Annotated in this window: 18 protein-coding genes; 14 read left to right on the plus strand and 4 right to left on the minus strand. The window is 73.1% G+C overall.

The window, feature by feature from the left end; genetic code table 11:
- Window positions 1-251 precede the first annotated feature (251 nt).
- The 8 genes from ACLBX8_RS17310 to ACLBX8_RS17345 all read left to right on the plus strand — a co-directional run bounded on the left by ACLBX8_RS17310 (window position 252) and on the right by ACLBX8_RS17345 (window position 8,645).
- Window positions 252-1,169, plus strand: coding sequence for a DUF3108 domain-containing protein (locus ACLBX8_RS17310; RefSeq protein ID WP_447699499.1), 918 nt, complete (start codon window positions 252-254; stop codon window positions 1,167-1,169).
- Between the two features lie 81 nt (window positions 1,170-1,250).
- Window positions 1,251-1,541 carry a DUF1330 domain-containing protein gene (locus ACLBX8_RS17315; protein WP_447699480.1) on the plus strand — a complete coding sequence of 97 codons (291 nt, stop codon included), beginning with the start codon at window positions 1,251-1,253 and terminating at the stop codon, window positions 1,539-1,541.
- A 175-nt stretch (window positions 1,542-1,716) separates the two neighbouring features.
- Complete coding sequence (locus ACLBX8_RS17320) at window positions 1,717-2,031, plus strand: hypothetical protein (protein WP_447699481.1); 315 nt, start codon at window positions 1,717-1,719, stop codon at window positions 2,029-2,031.
- A gap of 101 nt (window positions 2,032-2,132) precedes the next feature.
- Window positions 2,133-5,465, plus strand: coding sequence for a helicase-related protein (locus ACLBX8_RS17325; RefSeq protein WP_447715570.1), 3,333 nt, complete (start codon window positions 2,133-2,135; stop codon window positions 5,463-5,465).
- 10 nt (window positions 5,466-5,475) lie between these two features.
- Window positions 5,476-5,784, plus strand: a complete 309-nt coding sequence (locus ACLBX8_RS17330) for an RNA-binding S4 domain-containing protein (protein ID WP_447715556.1) — start codon at window positions 5,476-5,478, stop codon at window positions 5,782-5,784.
- Window positions 5,785-6,001: 217 nt separating this feature from the next.
- The gene (gene fdxA / locus ACLBX8_RS17335; protein ID WP_020092693.1) at window positions 6,002-6,340 is read left to right on the plus strand and encodes a ferredoxin FdxA; all 339 of its coding nucleotides are present in this window, start codon (window positions 6,002-6,004) and stop codon (window positions 6,338-6,340) included.
- Window positions 6,341-6,843: 503 nt separating this feature from the next.
- Window positions 6,844-7,455, plus strand: coding sequence for a CarD family transcriptional regulator (locus ACLBX8_RS17340; protein ID WP_447715557.1), 612 nt, complete (start codon window positions 6,844-6,846; stop codon window positions 7,453-7,455).
- A gap of 314 nt (window positions 7,456-7,769) precedes the next feature.
- Window positions 7,770-8,645: an RNA polymerase factor sigma-32 gene (locus ACLBX8_RS17345; protein ID WP_012320644.1), complete on the plus strand. Its 876-nt coding sequence runs from the start codon at window positions 7,770-7,772 to the stop codon at window positions 8,643-8,645.
- 153 nt (window positions 8,646-8,798) lie between these two features.
- On the opposite strand, the gene ACLBX8_RS17350 is transcribed toward ACLBX8_RS17345, so the two are convergent.
- The 3 genes from ACLBX8_RS17350 to ACLBX8_RS17360 form a co-directional block, all read right to left on the minus strand.
- Entirely contained in the window at window positions 8,799-10,031 is a 1,233-nt protein-coding gene (locus tag ACLBX8_RS17350; protein ID WP_447715558.1) for an MFS transporter, read from the minus strand.
- Window positions 10,032-10,145: 114 nt separating this feature from the next.
- Window positions 10,146-10,538 (minus strand): tautomerase family protein, encoded by a 393-nt coding sequence (locus tag ACLBX8_RS17355; protein ID WP_447715559.1) that lies wholly within the window; start codon window positions 10,536-10,538, stop codon window positions 10,146-10,148.
- 26 nt (window positions 10,539-10,564) lie between these two features.
- Window positions 10,565-11,125 (minus strand): DUF4865 family protein, encoded by a 561-nt coding sequence (locus ACLBX8_RS17360; RefSeq protein WP_447715560.1) that lies wholly within the window; start codon window positions 11,123-11,125, stop codon window positions 10,565-10,567.
- 87 nt (window positions 11,126-11,212) lie between these two features.
- On the opposite strand from ACLBX8_RS17360, the gene ACLBX8_RS17365 reads away from it, so the two are divergent.
- Complete coding sequence (locus ACLBX8_RS17365; protein WP_447715561.1) at window positions 11,213-12,091, plus strand: LysR family transcriptional regulator; 879 nt, start codon at window positions 11,213-11,215, stop codon at window positions 12,089-12,091.
- A 23-nt stretch (window positions 12,092-12,114) separates the two neighbouring features.
- On the opposite strand, the gene secB is transcribed toward ACLBX8_RS17365, so the two are convergent.
- The gene (gene secB, locus ACLBX8_RS17370; RefSeq protein WP_026604852.1) at window positions 12,115-12,615 is read right to left on the minus strand and encodes a protein-export chaperone SecB; all 501 of its coding nucleotides are present in this window, start codon (window positions 12,613-12,615) and stop codon (window positions 12,115-12,117) included.
- Window positions 12,616-12,961: 346 nt separating this feature from the next.
- On the opposite strand from secB, the gene ACLBX8_RS17375 reads away from it, so the two are divergent.
- From ACLBX8_RS17375 to mltG, 5 genes are all read left to right on the plus strand, one after another.
- Entirely contained in the window at window positions 12,962-13,675 is a 714-nt protein-coding gene (locus tag ACLBX8_RS17375; protein WP_020092701.1) for a Tim44/TimA family putative adaptor protein, read from the plus strand.
- Between the two features lie 38 nt (window positions 13,676-13,713).
- Complete coding sequence (mltA, locus tag ACLBX8_RS17380; RefSeq protein ID WP_447715571.1) at window positions 13,714-14,892, plus strand: murein transglycosylase A; 1,179 nt, start codon at window positions 13,714-13,716, stop codon at window positions 14,890-14,892.
- On the plus strand, window positions 14,889-15,521 hold the full coding sequence (locus ACLBX8_RS17385; RefSeq protein WP_447715562.1) for a Smr/MutS family protein: 633 nt from the start codon (window positions 14,889-14,891) through the stop codon (window positions 15,519-15,521). Before mltA ends, ACLBX8_RS17385 begins: the two co-directional genes overlap by 4 nt.
- A 122-nt stretch (window positions 15,522-15,643) precedes the next feature.
- Window positions 15,644-16,534, plus strand: coding sequence for a bifunctional DNA-formamidopyrimidine glycosylase/DNA-(apurinic or apyrimidinic site) lyase (gene mutM / locus ACLBX8_RS17390; RefSeq protein WP_447699487.1), 891 nt, complete (start codon window positions 15,644-15,646; stop codon window positions 16,532-16,534).
- 150 nt (window positions 16,535-16,684) lie between these two features.
- Window positions 16,685-18,100 carry an endolytic transglycosylase MltG gene (gene mltG, locus ACLBX8_RS17395; protein ID WP_091976715.1) on the plus strand — a complete coding sequence of 472 codons (1,416 nt, stop codon included), beginning with the start codon at window positions 16,685-16,687 and terminating at the stop codon, window positions 18,098-18,100.
- The last annotated feature ends 46 nt before the right edge of the window (window positions 18,101-18,146 follow it).

Here is an 18,146-nt window from a genome sequence, read left to right on the forward strand (position 1 = left end):
GAAGGCGCGGTGCGTCAAGGTGCCGGCGGGGGCAGGCGGGGTCCGGCGTCGCGCCGGACGACCAACGGTCTGTTAACCACGATGCCGGGATATAGCCTTCTTCCACCTGCAGGAAGGCGCCTCTCCCCGCTCCGTGCGTCGCAGAGGACGTCGGCGAGCGGGTGTGTTCGAGAGGGTGCGTTCGAGCGAGTGTCTTGGCCCGCCCGCCCTGGGATGCGATCCGGATCATGAGCGCCACGCCAATCCGTCGAATGATCAAGCCGGCGAAGAAGCACGCTGCCGGGCGCCTCGCGGGCAGCCTCCTCGCGGTCGCGGCCCTCGCGGCCCCGACCGATGCCGGCGCGCGGACGTCGCGGGCCAAGCGGGCCGCGCCCGCCGCCGCGACCGTGGCGGTCGATTACGGCATCAACCTCGCCGGTCTCCCGATCGGCACGGCTCGCCTGGCCGGCTCCTTCGACCGCGACCGCTACATGATGGACGTGTCGGCCGTGCTCACCGGCCTCGTCGGCGCGATCACCGGCGGCAAGGGCTCCGCCCGGGCCTCGGGAAGCTTCTCGGCCGCGCCGCAGCCCGGCGCCTTCGCCATCGCCACCCAGACGGCGAGCTCCGGCATCGCGGTGCGCATGGCCCTGGCGCGCGGCAACGTCGTCCAGGCCGAGATCACGCCGCCGCTCGTCGACATGCAGGACCGCGTGCCGGTCACCCCGGCCAACAAGCGCGGCATCATCGACCCGGTGAGCGCGCTGCTGATGCCGACCCAGGGGCGCGGCGAGCCGCTCGACCCGGAGAACTGCAACCGGACCCTGCCGGTCTTCGACGGCGCCACCCGCTTCAACGTGGTGCTGAGCTACGCCGAGACCCGCCCGGTGCAGAAGCCCGGCTATGCGGGGCAAGTCCTCGTATGCAACGCCCGCTACCAGGCGGTCGCCGGCCACCGGCCGGACCGGCCGGGCGTCAAGTTCATGGAGGAGAACCGCGAGATGTCGGTCTGGCTCGCCCCCGTCGAGGGAACGCGCGTCCTGATCCCGCTGCGCATCTCGGTGCTCACCACGATCGGCACCAACATCATCGAGGCCACCCGCTGGAGCCAGAGCGGCACGCCGACGACCACCGGCACGGCCGGCGCCGCCGGCAACAGTGTCGCGCAGGCGAGCCTGCCGGGGCAGTAGCGGCGCGTCAGGGAGCGTTTGACCGGCGGCCGGTTTCCCGGCACCTCGGCGCGGCGCGGCAGCCGCGCGGGGAGGTCAGCAGTGCCCAAGGGCTACATCATCGTCCGGATGACGGTCACCGACCCGGACACCTACAAGGACTACGCCGCCATGGCCTCCGAGGCGATGTGCAAGTACGGCTGCACGCCGCTGGTGCGCGGCGGCCGCTGTGAAGCGCTGGAGGGCGAGGGCCGTCCGCGCAACGTCGTGCTGGAATTCGAGTCCTACGAGGCGGCGCGCACCTACTACTTCTCGCCCGAGTACCAGGCTGCCGTAGCCAAGCGCCGGCCCGCGGGCATCGGCGAGGTGGTGCTCGTCGAGGGTGTCGACTGATCGACGACCCGCGCCATCCGCGCCCGTGCCGCGAAATAACCCAGGAAGGGCGCGGGGACGGACATCGCCGCGCGCCCGCGTCGCCGTGCATTGCCGCGCCGGCGGGCGCGATCGCGGCGAGGCCCGCGGTTGCGCGGGTGGAGGGAATCTTCACGTTCCCGGCGATAATGCCCGGATGTGCTCGCCTGCCCTCCGAATCGCCCTCGCCCTCGCCCTGGCCGCGCTCGCGGGGCCGGCCGCGGCGCAGTCCCTCAGTGCCGGGTCCGCCGATCCGGGGTGCGGCGGTGACGCCTTCTCGTCGGCCGAGGTCGTCGAGAACAGGCCGCCCCGCCGCGGTCCCCTCGTCGCGACCCCCGACACGCTCTGCGCCGACCTCGCGCCACAGCCGGGCACGCCGACGACGCAGATCGACGTCTACCCGATGATCACGCCGCAGATTGGACCTGGCGGCGGCGGCATCCCATATGGGGGAGGACGGTACCGGCCCTAGCGTCCCTGACGCGGTCGGCCGGTCGAACCCGCCTCCCCGCCCGCGCCGCGACGGCGCCGCGACGGCCTTCCCGCTCGAAGGAACCGCCGACCATCGACGCGCTGCTCCGCCCCACGCCCAGCCGCTCGCTGTCCCGCGAGGCCCGCGCCCGCGGCGTCACCGCGGTCCTCGGGCCGACCAACACCGGCAAGACGCATCTCGCCATCGAGCGGATGCTCGCCCACCCGACCGGCATGATCGGGCTGCCCCTGCGGCTGCTCGCCCGCGAGGTCTACCTGCGCGTCGTCGCGAAGGTCGGCCCCGAGAAGGTCGCCCTCGTCACCGGCGAGGAGAAGATCAAGCCGGACCGGCCGCGCTACTGGATCTGCACCATCGAGGCGATGCCGCGTGACCTCGACGTGGCGTACGTCGCCATCGACGAGATCCAACTCGCCGCCGACATGGATCGCGGCCACGTCTTCACCGACCGCCTGCTCTACGTCCGCGGCCGCGAGGAGACCCTGCTGATCGGTTCCTCGACCATGCTGCCGCTGGTCCAGAGCCTGATCCCCAACGTCCACACCACGACGCGGCCGCGTCTGTCGCAGCTCAGCTTCGCGGGGGAGAAGCGGCTGTCGCGCCTGCCCCGGCGCACCGCGATCGTCGCCTTCTCGGCCGAGGAGGTCTACGCCATCGCCGAGCTGATCCGCCGCCAGCGCGGCGGCGCCGCGGTGGTGCTGGGAGCCCTCTCGCCCCGGACCCGCAACGCCCAGGTCGAGATGTACCAGGCGGGGGATGTCGACTACCTCGTCGCCACCGACGCGGTCGGCATGGGCCTCAACCTCGACGTCGATCACGTCGCGTTCGCGGCCAACTGGAAGTACGACGGCACCCGCTTCCGCAAGCTCACCCCCGCCGAGATGGGCCAGATCGCGGGGCGCGCCGGCCGCCACCTCTCGGACGGCACCTTCGGCTCAACCGGGCGCTGCCCGCCCTTCGAGGCCGAACTGGTGGAGCGGCTGGAGAGCCACGACTTCGATCCCCTGCGCATCCTGCAATGGCGCAACCCGGATCTGAGCTTCGGCAGCCTCGAAGGCCTGCAGGCGAGCCTCGACGAGCACCCGCGCGAATCGGGCCTGACCCGCGCCCCGATGGGCGAGGACCAGCAGGCCCTCGAGATCCTCATGAAGGAGGACGACATCCGCGACATGGCGCGCAGCGCCGCCGCGGTGCGCCGCCTCTGGGACACCTGCGGCGTCCCGGATTACCGCAAGGTCCACCCGCAGGTGCACGCCGACTTGGTCGCGCAGCTCTACCGGTTCCTCATGAAGGGCATGGCGGGCCGCATCCCCGACACGTGGTTCGCCGAGCAGGTCGCGATGATCGACCGGACCGACGGCGACATCGACACGCTGTCCCGCCGGATTGCCCAGGGACGCACCTGGACCTTCGTGGCGAACCGTCCCGACTGGCTGCGCGACCCAGAACATTGGCAGGGCGAGACGCGTCGGGTAGAGGACAGGCTGTCCGACGCCCTGCACGAACGCCTCGCGAGCCGCTTCGTCGACCGGCGCACAAGCGTCCTGATGCGGCGCCTGAGAGAGAACACGATGCTCGAAGCCCAGATCACCGCCGACGGTGACGTCACCGTCGAGGGTCAGCATGTCGGCCACCTTCACGGATTCCTGTTCGTTCCCGATGCCAGCGCCGAGGGGCACGAGGCGAAGACCCTGAGGAGCGCCGCCGAGAAGGCGCTCGGGGGCGAGATCGAGTCGCGGGCAGAACGATTCGCCGCGACCGCCGATTCGACCCTCGTGCTCTCGCACGACGGCACGATCCGCTGGACCGGCGCGCCGGTCGCCAAGCTCAGCCCCGGCGAGAAGCTGTTCGCCCCGCAGATCCGTCTGCTGGCGGACGACAGCCTGACCGGCGCGCATCGCGAGAAGGTCGAGGGCCGCCTCGACGCGTGGCTGAAGGCCTACATCGTGCGACTGCTCGGGCCGCTGATGGAGATCGAGACCGCGGCCGACCTCACCGGCCTCGCGAAGGGGATCGGCTATCAGGTCGTCGAGGCGCTCGGCGTGCTGGAGCGCTCGAAGGTGGCGCACGAGATGCGCAGCCTCGACCAGGACGGCCGCGGCGCCCTGCGCCGCCACGGCGTCCGGTTCGGCGCCTACCACATCTTCCTGCCGGCGCTGCTGAAGCCGGCGCCCCGCACGCTCGCGGCCCAGCTCTGGGCCCTGCGCAACGGCGGCCTCGACCAGCGCGGCCTCGACGAGATCGCGCATCTCGCCGGCTCCGGCCGCACCTCGATCAAGGTCGACCGCGAGATCGCCAAGGGCCTCTACCGCGCGGCCGGCTTCCGGGCCAGCGGCGAGCGGGCGGTGCGGGTCGACATCCTGGAGCGGCTCGCCGACCTGATCCGCCCGGCGATCGCCTACCGGCCCGGCACCACCCCGGGCGCCCCACCGGACGGCACCGCCGACGGCGACGGCTTCGTGGCCACCGTTGGCATGACCTCGCTGGTCGGATGCTCGGGCGAGGATTTCGCCTCGATCCTGAAGTCGCTCGGCTACACGGCCGAGGCGCGCCCCGGCCCGGCCATTACGGTGCCGCTCGTCCCCGCTGCCGCCACCGCGCCGACCGCCGCCGAGGCGTCCTCCGAGGCTTCCTCCGAGGAGGCCGTCGCCGCGCAGGCTGATGCCGCCGAGCCGGTCGGCGACGAGGCCCCGGCCGCCGAGGGTGTCGAGACCGCCGCCGATCACGCTGACGCGGCCGAGGAAGCCCCGGCCGCCGACCCCGAGGCGGGGGCCGAGGGCGAGACTGCGGACGAGCCGGCCGGCACGCCGGTCGACGCGGCCACCGAGGCGCTCGCGACCGAGACATCTGCGACCGAGTCTCCCCACGCCGAGGCGGAGCAGCCGGCCGAGGCGGACGCCGCGCCGGCGGCCGAACCCATCGCCGAGGAGACCGCGCCCGACGCGGCCGCCGAGGCGGAGCCCGACGCGGCCGAGACGGCCGAGGACGTCGGTGCCGAGGGCGAGGGCGCAGCCGAGATCCCGCAGATCGAGGTTTGGCGCCTGCAGCGCCACCAGCGCCCGGCCCACCAGCGCCCGCAGAACCGTCCCCGCGGGGCCGGTCGGGGGCGCGACGGCGGCCAGCAGGGCCAGCATTCGGGACAGGGGCGTCCCGACGGTGGCCGGCCGGAGCAGCGCCGGGCCGAGGGCGACGGTGGCCCGCGCCCCGGCCGGGACCGCGGCCCGCGCCGCGACCGCTTCGAGGGCGGCCGTCCGGAACGCCGCGACGACCAGCGCGGCGCCGAGCAGCGCCATTCCGGCCCGCGGCCCGACCAGCGGCCGCCGCGGCGCGAGCGGGCGCCCGATCCGGACTCGCCCTTCGCCAAGCTCGCGGCCCTGAAGGCACAGCTCGAGGCCGGCGACGGCGGGAAGCGCTGATCCGCGGCGGATGCGCGAGGACCGGCAGCGCCTCGACAAGTGGCTGTGGTTCGCGCGCTTCGCGCGGACCCGGTCGCTCGCGGCGCGGCTGGCCTCCGACGGCTTCGTGCGGGTGAACGGCAGCCGGGCCGAGAACCCCGCGAAGGCCATCGGCATCGGTGACGTGGTCACGGTGGCGGCGCCCCACGCGACCCTGGCCGTGCGGGTCCTCGGTCTCGGCCTGCGCCGCGGCCCGGCGCCGGAGGCGCGGCTCCTCTACGACGACCTGTCGGGCGGCACCCTGTCGGTCGAGGACGGGCCGGACGGGCCGTCCGAGTGATGAGGTCGCGCCACAGCGGCCGCGCGAGCGACCCGACGCGAACCCTTGCGGCGCCCGCACGCTTGTCAGTCCGGGAGGCAGCGTCTAGAGCCGTGGGCCTCCGAGATCCGTCCCCGTGTCGGGTCTCACCGGCGTTCCCCTCGCAGCACCCTCCGGGCGCGCGGGCCGTCTCCAGGCTCCGCCCGGGCCAAGTCGAGTTTTAGGACGAAGACATCCGATGACCTACGTCGTCACCGACAATTGCATCAAGTGCAAGTACACGGACTGCGTCGAGGTCTGTCCGGTGGACTGCTTCTACGAAGGCGAGAACATGCTCGTCATCCATCCGGACGAGTGCATCGATTGCGGCGTCTGCGAGCCGGAATGCCCCGCCGAGGCCATCAAGCCCGACACCGAGTCGAATCTCGACACGTGGCTGAAGCTGAACGCCGACTACGCCAAGTCCTGGCCCAACATCACGCAGAAGAAGGAAGCCCCGGCCGACGCCAAGGATTGGGACGGCAAGAGCGGGAAGCTCGAGGCGCATTTCTCGCCCAACCCCGGCTCGGGCGACTGACCCCGGGCCGGTCCCGCAGGTCCTGACGCCGGCCCGCGGCCATCTCCCCAGAGTGCGGGAAGATCTGTCGGGCCCGTGCTGCCGCTGAAGCCCGCGGCGGGGCTGCGTCATACGAGGGCCTGATACGCGGCCAGGTCATTCCTGTCCCGCCGCACCAGTGTAAAACTCTTTGGCGCCGCGCTTGGTCCGCGCGTGCGTCTTCAGGGATGCTTTGATCTGCGCGCCGGATTGTGGTAGACAATCCGCCTGCCGTCGCTCGCGCCTGACGTGCTCCCTCCGGCTGAAACGCCTTCGCTTTTCGTGGGTTAGGAGTAGTACGCGCTCGACCGCTGGAGGCGACTTCGGCGGGCGGGCCAGGCGTTCGCACGGCCGCGCCGGGGAACGCCCGGATTCGTGCGCTCGGCGCCGGGTCCGGGAGCGGCGAGGCAGACCGGGTGTCCCGCCCGGAAGAACACGGTTTCGCGCGGCGCCGAACGCTGCGCGCCAGTGGAGGCCCTTCTCGCATGACCACAGCCAAGAAGACGACGACCGCAGGCCGGCAGGGCTTCAAGACCGGCGAGGCTGTCGTGTATCCGGCCCACGGCGTCGGTCGCATCACCGCGATCGAGGAGCAGGAGATCGCCGGCTACAAGCTTGAGCTGTTCGTCGTATCGTTCGAGAAGGACAAGATGGTCCTGCGCGTCCCCACCGCGAAGGCCAACAGCGTGGGCATGCGCAAGCTCGCCGAGCCGGAACTGGTCAAGAAGGCGCTCGACCTGCTGACCGGCCGCGCACGGATCAAGCGCACCATGTGGTCGCGCCGCGCGCAGGAATACGAGGCCAAGATCAACTCGGGCGACCTGCTCGCCGTCACCGAGGTCGTGCGCGACCTCTTCCGGTCCGAGGCTCAGCCGGAGCAGTCCTACTCCGAGCGCCAGCTCTACGAAGCTGCCCTGGACCGGATCGTGCGCGAGATCTCGTCGGTGAACCGCATCACCGAGACCGAGGCCCTGAAGCTGATCGAGCAGAGCCTCGCCAAGTCGCCCCGCCGGGCGAAGAACGAGGCGGAGCCCGAGGCCGAGGCCGAGGCCGACGGTGACAGCGAGGGCGACGACATTCAGGAGGAGGCCGCCTGAGGCGCGCTTCCCCCCGCGGACGACATCGAACCCGGCCCCTGTGGCCGGGTTTTTTGTGCCCGGACCGGTCCGAACCGGCGCGCCGGCCCGGTCGTTTCGGGACATCCGGGCTGGACGGCGCGCGGCCGGATCCCATCTGATCGGAACAGAACACGATTTCGTGGCCGCCCGGTTGTCGCATTGTGGGGCATCGGGACGGAACTTTCGCGTTTTGCCTTCCGTTGTCGGTTGCCTGGCGTCGCCTCCCGGTGGCGCCTGCGCGTCGGGCTATCGGCTCGACGCCGCAACAGCACTCGACAACAAGAGGCAGGCGGATGGCTGAGATCGCGGGAATTCGACGGCAGTTCATACGGACTGCCATGGAGGCACCCTTCCTGGCCCGGGAAGAAGAGCGCGGCCTCGCCGTCCGCTGGAAGGACGAGCGCGACGAGCGGGCCCTCCACCGTCTGATCTCCGCCCATATGCGCCTCGTCATCGCCCTGGCGGGGCGTTTTCGTCACTACGGCCTGCCCATGGCCGACCTCGTCCAGGAAGGGCATGTCGGCCTGATGGAGGCCGCCGCCCGGTTCGAGCCCGAGCGGGACGTCCGCTTCTCGACCTACGCGACGTGGTGGATCCGCGCGTCGATCCAGGACTACATCCTGCGCAACTGGTCGATCGTGCGCGGCGGCACGTCCTCGGCGCAGAAGGCCCTGTTCTTCAACCTGCGGCGGCTGCGCGCCCGGCTGATGCAATCCACCGAGGAGCATGTCGGCGACGAGATTCACCGCCGCATCGCCAGCGCCATCGGCGTGTCGCGGGACGACGTCGCTCTGATGGACGCGCGCCTGTCCGGTCCCGACATGTCGCTCAACGCCCCGGTGGGCGAGGACAGCGACGCCTCCTCGGAGCGGATGGACTTCCTCGTCGACGGCGCCGACCTGCCGGACGAGACCGTGAGCGCCACGGTCGACGGCGAGCGTCGGTTGAGCTGGCTCCAGCAGGCCCTGACTGTGCTGTCGGAGCGCGAGCTGCGTATCCTGCGCGAGCGCCGCCTCGCCGAGGATCAGGCGACCCTGGAAGCCCTGGGCCAGAGGCTCGGCATCTCCAAGGAGCGCGTCCGCCAGATCGAGAACCGGGCCCTGGAGAAGCTGCGCCGCGCCCTGGCCGACCGCTTCCCCGCCGCCACCGGCAGCCCGCATATCGGCTGAGCCCACACGGTAGCGACACCGACGCGAAGCCCGGCCCCGAGGCCGGGTTTTCGCGTTTCAGAGGGCCCCGCGTCCGGCGGCACCGCAACGCGCGGGGGCGGCCCCGATCGGGTCCTATAGCGGGTCGACGCGGGCTTCGGTCGCGCGGCCGGCTCAGGCTCCCTGAGCGGCGGTGCTCCGCCGCTCCCGTCGGCGACTGCGCCGGCCGGGCTCGGGCGTCGCGTCGAGCCAGATCACCAGCGCGAGGGCGATGAGCGCCGGCAGGCCGAGAGCCAGGAAGGCGCCGGTCCAGCCGAACATCCCGTAGGACAGGCCGCCGTACCAGCCCGACAGGGCGCCGCCGACGCCCTGCACGGCGTTGACGCTGCCGATGGCCGTCTGGGTCCGGCCGGATCCCCAGGTCAGGTCGGCGACGATGACCGGCACCGCCACCCCGACGATGCCGGAGGCGACGCCGTCCAGCACCTCGGCGGCGATCAGCCAGACCGGATCGTCGATGAGGCCGGACAGCAGCGCCCGCACCGGCAGGACCGCGAAGGCGACCATCAGCAGCTGGCGGCGGCCGCGCTTGTCGGCGAGCGATCCGGCGAACAGCGCCACCGGGACCATCACCAGCTGGGCCACCATGACGTAGCGGGCCGTCCAGGTCGTGGCGTCGGCCGCGGTCGCGACCAGCTTCTGGCCGAGCAGCGAGAGCATGCCGCCGTTCCCGAGATTGAACAGGGTCAGCGCCACGGTCAGCACCAGCAGGCGACGGTTCCCCAGGACCTGGCGGAGGCCGCTGCGCTCCGGCTCGTCCGAGTCGTCCTCCTTCCAGCCGACGGCGCGACGGCGGCTCCACGCCTTGGCCGGCATCGTCGCCGTCGCGGCGATCGCCGCCAGCGCCATGCCGCCGAGAACCCAGAAGGCGATCGCCGGGCCGAAATAGCCGGTGCCGAGGCTGATGGCGCCCGCCGCGATCAGGATACCGATGTGATTGAAGGCCTGGTTGCGCCCCTGCTGCGCGGGGAACCGGTCCTTCCCGACGATACCCAGGGTCAGCGCCGCGACGGCCGGCAGCAGCAGGGTGCCGCCGGCCGCTGCGAAGAGCTGCGCGCACAGCACCGCCGGGAAGCTGCGGGCCGGCAGGAGCAGCAGCGTCCCCACCAGGATCGCCCCGCAGGCCAGCGCGATCAGCAGGCGCGGGCGCGGGAACCGATCGACCAGGGCACCGAACGGTCCGCTCAGGAACAGCGTGCCGATGCCGACCAGCGTGATGACGAACCCGACCCGCGCGGGGCTCCACGAGGCCGACTCTGCCAGCCAAGTCCCGAGAAAGGGTCCGAGGCCGCCCTGGATGTCCCCGATGAACAGGTTGATCAGGGCGAGGTTTGCGGTGGGGGCCATGCGATCCTGGAGCCGTTTCGGGCCCCGGACCTGTACTCCGCCCCCGGAACGGTCAAGCCCGGATCGCCGCGATCATCGCCGCACCGCGCCCGCGGCGGCCTCGCGGCTCCGGCCTCACGGCTCCGGCGGGCCGTACTGCATCAGTCCCTCCCCGAACGACCAGTTCTCCGGGTTGACCTCGACGAGGTTGATGAAGACGTCCCCCGGCGCAACGCCGGGATCGCGGGCGAGGTTGCGGGTCACGGCGGCGTAGAGAGCGCGCTTCTGCGCGGTGCCGCGCGTCGCGTTGGCGGTGATCTGGACGATCACGAGGCGGTCGCTGCGCCGGATCCCGAGATACTCGGGACCGTAGACGAAGTCCGATGCGTCATGCTGGTGCACCAGGGCGAACAGGTCGCCCTCCGGCACCGCGAAGGTCTCGCGCATGGCGTCGTAGACACCCGCGACGAGAGCGGCCCGGTAGGTCTCGGTCGTCCCGGCACGCAGGGAGATGCGGGTCAGAGGCATGGTCTCACTCCTCGATCGGTCGGAGATCAGCGGCCGCGCGCCGCGGCGAGGCCCGGCGCGGCGAGATGGGCGATCGCGGTTCCGGACAGTCCGATGGCCACCTCGGCACGGAGAATGAAGCGGGTGAGGCGCCATCCGTCGGGATCGAGCCCGGCCACGGTGGCGAGGACGTCGCGCCCAGCCGCGATGTCGCGCCCGCGCCCCCGCTCGTTGTCGCGCAGGGCGGCGAGATCCTCCGCCGGCCCGACGAGACGCGTCTCCTCCGAGAGGGCGCCCGCCGCGTCCCCCGGCCCGAACGCGGCTGCGACCGCCAGCCACGTCTCGATGCGCGGCCGGCCGAAGCTCGCGATCACGGCGCCGAACCCGGCCCCGGCCAGGAACGCGGCGGCGGCGCCGGCATCCTGCCAGAGATAGAGCGAGCTGTAGGTGTTGGCGGCGGCCCCGCGCGCCCGGTCCTCGACCGTGAAGGCCTTGAAGACGAGGCCGGGCACCGCGTCCCAGGCCGGCGCGCGGGCGGCGACGCGCGCGCGGATCCTGTCCATGGCGTAGTCGGCGGGCAGACGATGGCGGTAGCGGGTGATCAGCATGGGGCACTCCCGAAGAGGCCCGCAGGCTTGCACGCCGCCTCGATAACGGCGACATATCGGCGCCGATATCTACGATAAGAGTGTGTTATGGTCGCCGACCGTCCCCTCGACCTCGAAGGCGTCCTGGCCTTCGTGCGCGTGGTCGATCTCGGCAGCTTCACCCGGGCCGCAGAGGCGCTCGCCACCTCACAGGCGGCGATCAGCCTGCGGCTGAAGCGGCTCGAGGACCGGCTCGGCACGCGCCTCCTGGACCGGACCCCGCGGCACGTGGACCTGACGCGCCAGGGCGCCCTGTTCCTGCCGGCCGCTCGGCGCCTCCTGGACGCCCATGACAGCGCCGTGGCCGACGCGGCGACGGCGCAGCCCGCCCGGCTCATCCTCGGGATCAGCGACCACGTCGCCGGCCCCGACCTGCCGGTGCTACTGCGGCGCCTGGGCCTGGATCGGGCCGGGCTGATCACGGAGGTGCGGATCGTCCCGTCGCGCGACCTCGCGGCCGCGTTCGGATCCTCCGGCGAGGGCGGCTACGACGCGGTGATCTTTCGGACGGAGGACGAGGCCGGCCACGGCGGCGCGGTCCTGGCGGAGGAGCGGCTGGGCTGGTTCGCCGCACCGGATTTCCCGGCGCCCCGGCCGGGCGAGACGCTGCGTCTGGCGGGACTCGCGGGCCCCTGCACGGTCCGGGGCGCGGCGATGCGGGTTCTCGACGCGGCCGGGCTCCCCTGGACCGAGGTCTTCGTCGGCGGCGGCGTGCTGGCGGTGGGGGCGGCGGTGATGGCGGGGCTGGCGGTGGCGGCCCTGGCGCCGAGCACGGCACCGGCCGGCGCCGTGGAGGTCGGCGGCCGGTTCGGGCTACCCGAACTGCCGCGCACCTTCGTGGTCCTGCGCGCCCGCCGCCTGGCCGGGCGCCCCGCCGAGGCGCTGCGCGCCCTGGCGGCGGCCTATCGCGGTCCCGGCGGCCGCTGACCGGCCGCCGGCTCGTCCGGTCCTCAGGAGGCGAGCGGGCCCTGGGCGCCCTGCTGCTCCATCACCTTCTGCCGGTAGAGGCCGACGAAATCGATCGGGTCGATGTACAGCGGCGGGAAGCCGCCGTTGCGCACCGCCTCGGCCACGATCTGGCGGGCAAAGGGGAAGAGCAGGCGCGGGCACTCGATCATCACCGCCGGATGGATCTGGTCGGCCGGGATGTTGAGGAGCCGGAACACGCCGGCATAGGTCACCTCGAAGGCGAACAGCACCTCGTTCTGGATCTTGGCGTCGCCCTCGAGCTTCAGCTCGACCTCGAAATCGGTCTCGGAGAGCTGCTGCGCGTTGACGTTCACCTGGATGTTGATCTGCGGCCCCTGGCCCTCCTTGGGCTGGAGCGAGCGCGGTGCGTTCGGATTCTCGAAGGAGAGGTCCTTCGTGTACTGCGCCAGGGCGTTGATGGTCGGCGCATCGCCCTGCGGCATGCCGCCGCCGTTGCCGTTCGCTGCCGGGGAATCGGCCATGCGGATCATCCTTCTCGATCGACCGGCAGGGCCGGCGCGGGTTGTTGTCGCGGCGGGAGCGGCTGGATCACGCCGCGGAACTGCCCAAACGGCAGGGCCGCTAACACGCGGACCGGGCCTGGACAAGCGAGCGGGCGCGGCGCTGGCGCCGGCGGCCCCCACGACCCATATCGACCGGATCGCAATTGACGCGTGGGTTCGATCGTCCGGCCGACACAACCGGCTCGCTCCCGACGCGTTGGTCGGATATGAGTCGGCCAGACCTCTGCGCGCTTAGCCGGCGCCGCACCGCGCGCGACCTGAGCAAGGGGCACAGGGTCTCGCCGCGGCCACCATCGGATCGGTGATGCAGGACAGTTTCGACGTTACGACGATCATCTTCCTCGCGCTGGCCGTCTTCGTGATCTGGCGTCTGCGCTCGGTGCTCGGTCAGAAGACGGGGGCCGAGCGCTCGCCGTTCAAGCCGGTCGACCGCAGCCGGACTGAGCCACAGGCGCGCTCCGACGGCGACAACGTCGTTCGCCTGCCCGGCGCCGACCGGGTCCAGGCCGCGCCGCAGCCCGCCGCCGCCCCGCGGGACTGGCGCGGGATCGCCGAGCCGGGATCCGAGGTCGCGCGCGGCCTGGAGGCCTGCATCCAGGCGGAGCCCAGCTTCGACCCCCGCGCCTTCATCGAGGGCGCCAAGTCGGCCTACGAAGCCATCATGATCGCCTTCGCCAAGGGCGACCGGAAGACCCTGCGCGGCCTCCTCTCGAAAGAGGTCGGCGAGGCGTTCGAGCGGGCGATCGCGGAGCGCGAGCGCAACCGGCAGACGCTCGAGACCACCTTCGTGTCGATCGACAAGGCCGAGATTGTCGCCGTCGAGGTGCGCAACCGCGTGGCGCACGTCACCGTCCGCTTCCTGTCGAACTTGATCACCGCCACCCGCGACGCCGACGGCAAGGTGGTGGACGGCAGCGCCGAGACGGTGGTCGAGGTGCCGGATGTCTGGACCTTCGCCCGCACGCTCGGCTCGCGGGACCCGAACTGGCAGCTCGTGGCCACCGAGGCCGGCGCCTGAGTCCGTGACCGGCGTTCCGTGACGATCTTGCCGTGCCGATGTCCCGCGCCCGGTCCGGAGCAGTCCCGGCCGCCCTCCTCGCGTCCCTCCTGAGTCAGGCCGTGTCCGCCGCGCCGACGGCGGTCGGCGGCGCGGTGCTGACCCCCGTGGCCGCGGCGGACCTGCCGGGCTTCCCCGGCGCGGGGGCTGAGGCGGCGCTCGACGCCTTCCGCCGCGTCTGCGCGGCCCCGCCGCCCGCCCTGCCCCAGCCCGACGGCGCCGCGGGAGATCCGGCCGCCCTCGCCGAGGCCTGCGCGGCCGCCGCCGGCCCCGTGCCCGACGCCGCCGCCTTCTTCCGCGAGCGGTTCGAGGCGTTCCGCGTCGCGCGGACCGGCGCGGACCGGCCCGGCTTCCTGACCGGCTATTTCGAGCCAGAACTCACCGGCTCCCTGGAGCCCGGCCCGGATTTCCCGACGCCGGTCCTGGCCCGCCCTGACGACCTGATCTCCCTCGGCCCCGGCGAGAGCCGTCCGGGGCTCGACCCGGGCCTGCGCGCCGCCCGCGCCACCGCGGACGGCTTCGCCCCCTACCCCGACCGCGCCGCGATCGACGACGGCGCCCTGGGTGCGCGGGCGAAGCCGATCCTGTGGCTGCGCGACGCGGTCGACCTGCTGGTCCTGCAGGTCCAGGGTTCCGGGCGCGTCCGGCTGCCGGACGGGCGCGCGGTGCGGGTGCTCTACGACGGCCGCAACGGCCGCCCCTACACGGCGGTGGCCAAGCTGATCGTCCAGGAGGGCCACCTGCCCCTGGAGGGCCTGACGCTCGCCCGCTGGACCGGCTGGCTGCGCGCCCATCCCGAGACCGCCAAGCGCCTGATCCGCGCCAACGCCTCCTACATCTTCTTCCGCCTCGCTCCGGTCGCGGATCCGGCCCTCGGGCCGCCGGGCGCCGCGAACGCCCCGCTCAGCCCGGGCCGCAGCCTGGCGGTGGATTCGACCCTCTGGCGCTACGGCCTGCCGTTCTGGCTCGCCGGCCCCCTCCCCGGCGCGACTCCAGGTGAGGCCGGGCGCCTCGTCATCGCCGCCGATACCGGCTCGGCGATCGTCGGCCCCGCCCGCGGCGACCTCTTCGTCGGTACCGGTGCGGAGGCCGGCGTGGCCGCCGGCAACCTCCGTGACGCGATCGGCTTCGTGGTCCTGTTGCCGCGCCGCGCGGCGGTGCCCGGAGCCGCGCCGTGAGGGCCCCGCGCCGCGGGCGCCGCCTCACCGCGGGAGAGACCCGCCTCTGGGACGCGATCGCCAAGCTGGTCACGCCGCTGCCGGGCCGCGCCGCCCCGGTGCCCGAGACGCCTCCGCCGCCGGGCCCGACCGCCACCATGCCGGCCCTCTCGGCGCCGATCCTGAAGCCCAGCGCGCCGCCGGCCGCCAAGAGGCCGCGGGCGAAGCACCCGCCGAAGCCGGCCCCGGAGCCGGCGCGCCCGGTCACCGCCGCTCCCTACCAGGCGCCGCCCCAGCGGCACGCGCCGAGTGCCGGGCTGGAGCGGAACGCCAAGCTCGGCCTGCGCCGGGGGCGGCTCGCGATCGAGGCGCGGATCGACCTGCACGGGATGGTGCAGGCCGACGCCCACGCCGCGCTGACGGGCTTCCTGCTCCGCGCCCGGGCCGCCGGGCATTCCTACGTGCTGGTCGTTACCGGCAAGGGCGGCCCGGGCCACGCGGACGCCTTCTCCGAGCGGGGGGTCCTCCGCCGCAGCGTGCCGCACTGGCTGCGGGGGCCGGATCTGCGCGGCATCGTCCTCGGCTTCGAGGAGGCCGCCCGCCACCATGGTGGCGGCGGCGCCCTCTACGTCCGCCTGCGCCGGCGGTAGGGCGGCTCCGAGCGCGGGACGCGCGGCAACCCGTCCGGATCCCCGCGGTTGCGGCGAGGTCCGATACCGATGATATCCGGGGCGGCGCACGGGGCGCCGCGGACGCAGAAATCGCGAGAGAGATGCCGGAGCTTCCCGAGGTCGAGACCGTGCGGCGGGGATTGGCGCCCGCCCTGGTCGGCGCGCGGTTCAGCCGCGTCACCCTGCGCCGGCCCAACCTGCGCTTCCCGTTCCCCGAGCGCTTCGCCGCCCGCCTCGAGGGGCGGACCGTCACGGGCCTCGCGCGCCGGGCGAAGTACCTCACCGCCGCCCTCGACTCGGGCGAGACGCTGGTCATGCATCTCGGCATGAGCGGGCGGTTCGACGTGGCCCTGCCCGACGGCAGCAACCTGTCGCCGGGAGACTTCTACCTCGAAGGCGCCCAGGGCACGCCCCGGCACGACCACGTGGTCATGGCGATGAGCACCGGCGCCACGGTGACCTACAACGACGCCCGCCGCTTCGGCTTCATGGATCTGGTCCCGAGCGCGGAGCTCGCGGCCTGCCGCCACTTCGCCCGGATGGGCGTGGAGCCCCTCGACGGGCTGACCGGGGCCGTGATCGCGCGGCTCTTCCGCCACAAGATCGCGCCGCTGAAGGCCGCCCTGCTCGACCAGCGCCTGATCGCGGGCCTCGGCAACATCTACGTGTGCGAGGCGCTGCACCGGGCGCGCCTGCATCCGGAGGCGCCGGCCGGGAGCCTCGCCCGGCCGGACGGGCGCCCGACGCCCAAGGCCAACGCCCTGGCCAAGGCGATCGTGCAGGTCCTCGAGGAGGCCGTGAAGGCCGGCGGCTCGACCCTGCGCGACTACGCCCACACGGACGGCAGCGCGGGCGCGTTCCAGCACGCCTTCCGGGTCTACGACCGGGTCGGCCTGCCCTGCAGCCGGCCCGGATGCGCCGGCGCGATCACCCGCATCGTGCAGGCGAACCGCTCGACCTTCTACTGCGCCACCTGCCAGCCCCCGGGCTGAGCGCGCCGATCGGCGCCTATCGCGCCGCGGAACGGCAATTTCGCCACAAACCCGACTAGGGTTACGCCCCTCGACGTGCGCACCCGGTTGCGGGCAGCCGATCCCGGCCCGCGACGCGTGACGGGTCGCGCGGGCCCAGACAGGATCCCGATGTTCTTCCGCCGCTCAAAGACGCCCGCGCCCGAGACCGCCGCGCAGGATCCGACGGACGAGCCCGCCCTGCCGCAGCGGCTGTCGCCGCGCTCGCCCGGCGAGGCGATCAAGCCGACCGTCGCGCCCCCGCCGCCGGAGAAGCCCGAGCGCGAGCGGAGCGGCCTCGTGGGCCTGATCAGCGGCGCCCTGACCTTCGCGGTCGTCATCGCCATCGCGGCGATGATCGGGATCACGCTGTTCCAGCGGCAGGTGCGCGAGCCGGGCCCGCTCGCGGCCGACAAGGTCGTGGTCATCCCGACCCACAGCGGGACGGCCGAGATCGCCGAGACCCTGAAGCGCGAGGGCGTGATCGACCATACCGGCCTGTTCGAGTTCGCCGCCCGCTTCGGCGGCCGGCCGGCGCTGCGGGCCGGCGAGTACGTCTTCAAGGCGCACGCGAGCATCTCCGACGCGCTCGACACGATCGCCACGGGCCGGCAGGTCCAGCACGCCATCACCTTCCCGGAGGGCCTGACCTCCGAGCAGATCGTCACCCGCCTCAACGACAACGACGTGCTCGCCGGCGAGATCAACGAGATCCCCCCGGAAGGCTCGCTCCTGCCGGATACCTACAAGTTCGAGCGCGGCGCCACCCGGCAGCAGATCGTCAACCTGATGAAGGCCAAGCAGCGCGAGGTCCTGAACCAGATCTGGCTGCGGCGCAGCGCCGACGTGCCGGTGCGGACCCCGGCCGAGATGGTGACCCTCGCCTCCATCGTCGAGAAGGAGACCGGCCGCGCCGACGAGCGGCCCCGGGTGGCCGGGGTCTTCATCAACCGCCTCAACAAGCGGATGAAGCTGCAATCCGACCCCACGATCGTCTACGGGCTCGTGGGCGGGCGCGGCACCCTCGGCCGCGGGATCCTGCGCTCCGAGATCGACCGGCCGACCCCCTACAACACCTACGTGATCGAGGGCCTGCCGCCGGGGCCGATCGCCAATCCCGGCCGCGCCGCCCTGGAGGCGGTGGCCAACCCGTCCCGGACCAAGGACCTGTACTTCGTCGCGGACGGCACCGGCGGCCACGCCTTCGCCGATTCCCTCGAGGCGCACCAGCGCAACGTCGCCCGCTGGCGGGCGGTCGAGAAGAGCCGGCAGGCGCCGCCGGACGCCGTCGACAAGGTCGAGCCGAGCCCGGACTCGACCACGCCGGGCCGCGCCTCGGCCTACGCGCCGGGCGGCGCCCCCGCGGGCAACGGGATCAACACCAACGCGGCCTTCGCCCTGGATACCGGCACGCCGGGCACGCGCGCCTTCGACGCCTCCGAGGGCACCCGCCTCGATCCCCTCAAGAACCGCAGCTACGATCTGGGCTCGCCCAAGACGGTCCCGACCCTGAGCGAGCCGGCACCGGCGCCGCGCGGCCGCCGCTAGGCAGCCGCGCCGGTCCGCGCCGCCGGCTTCGGCGCCGTCGGGGCCG

It is taken from the genome of Methylobacterium sp. D48H, from assembly GCF_053345715.1.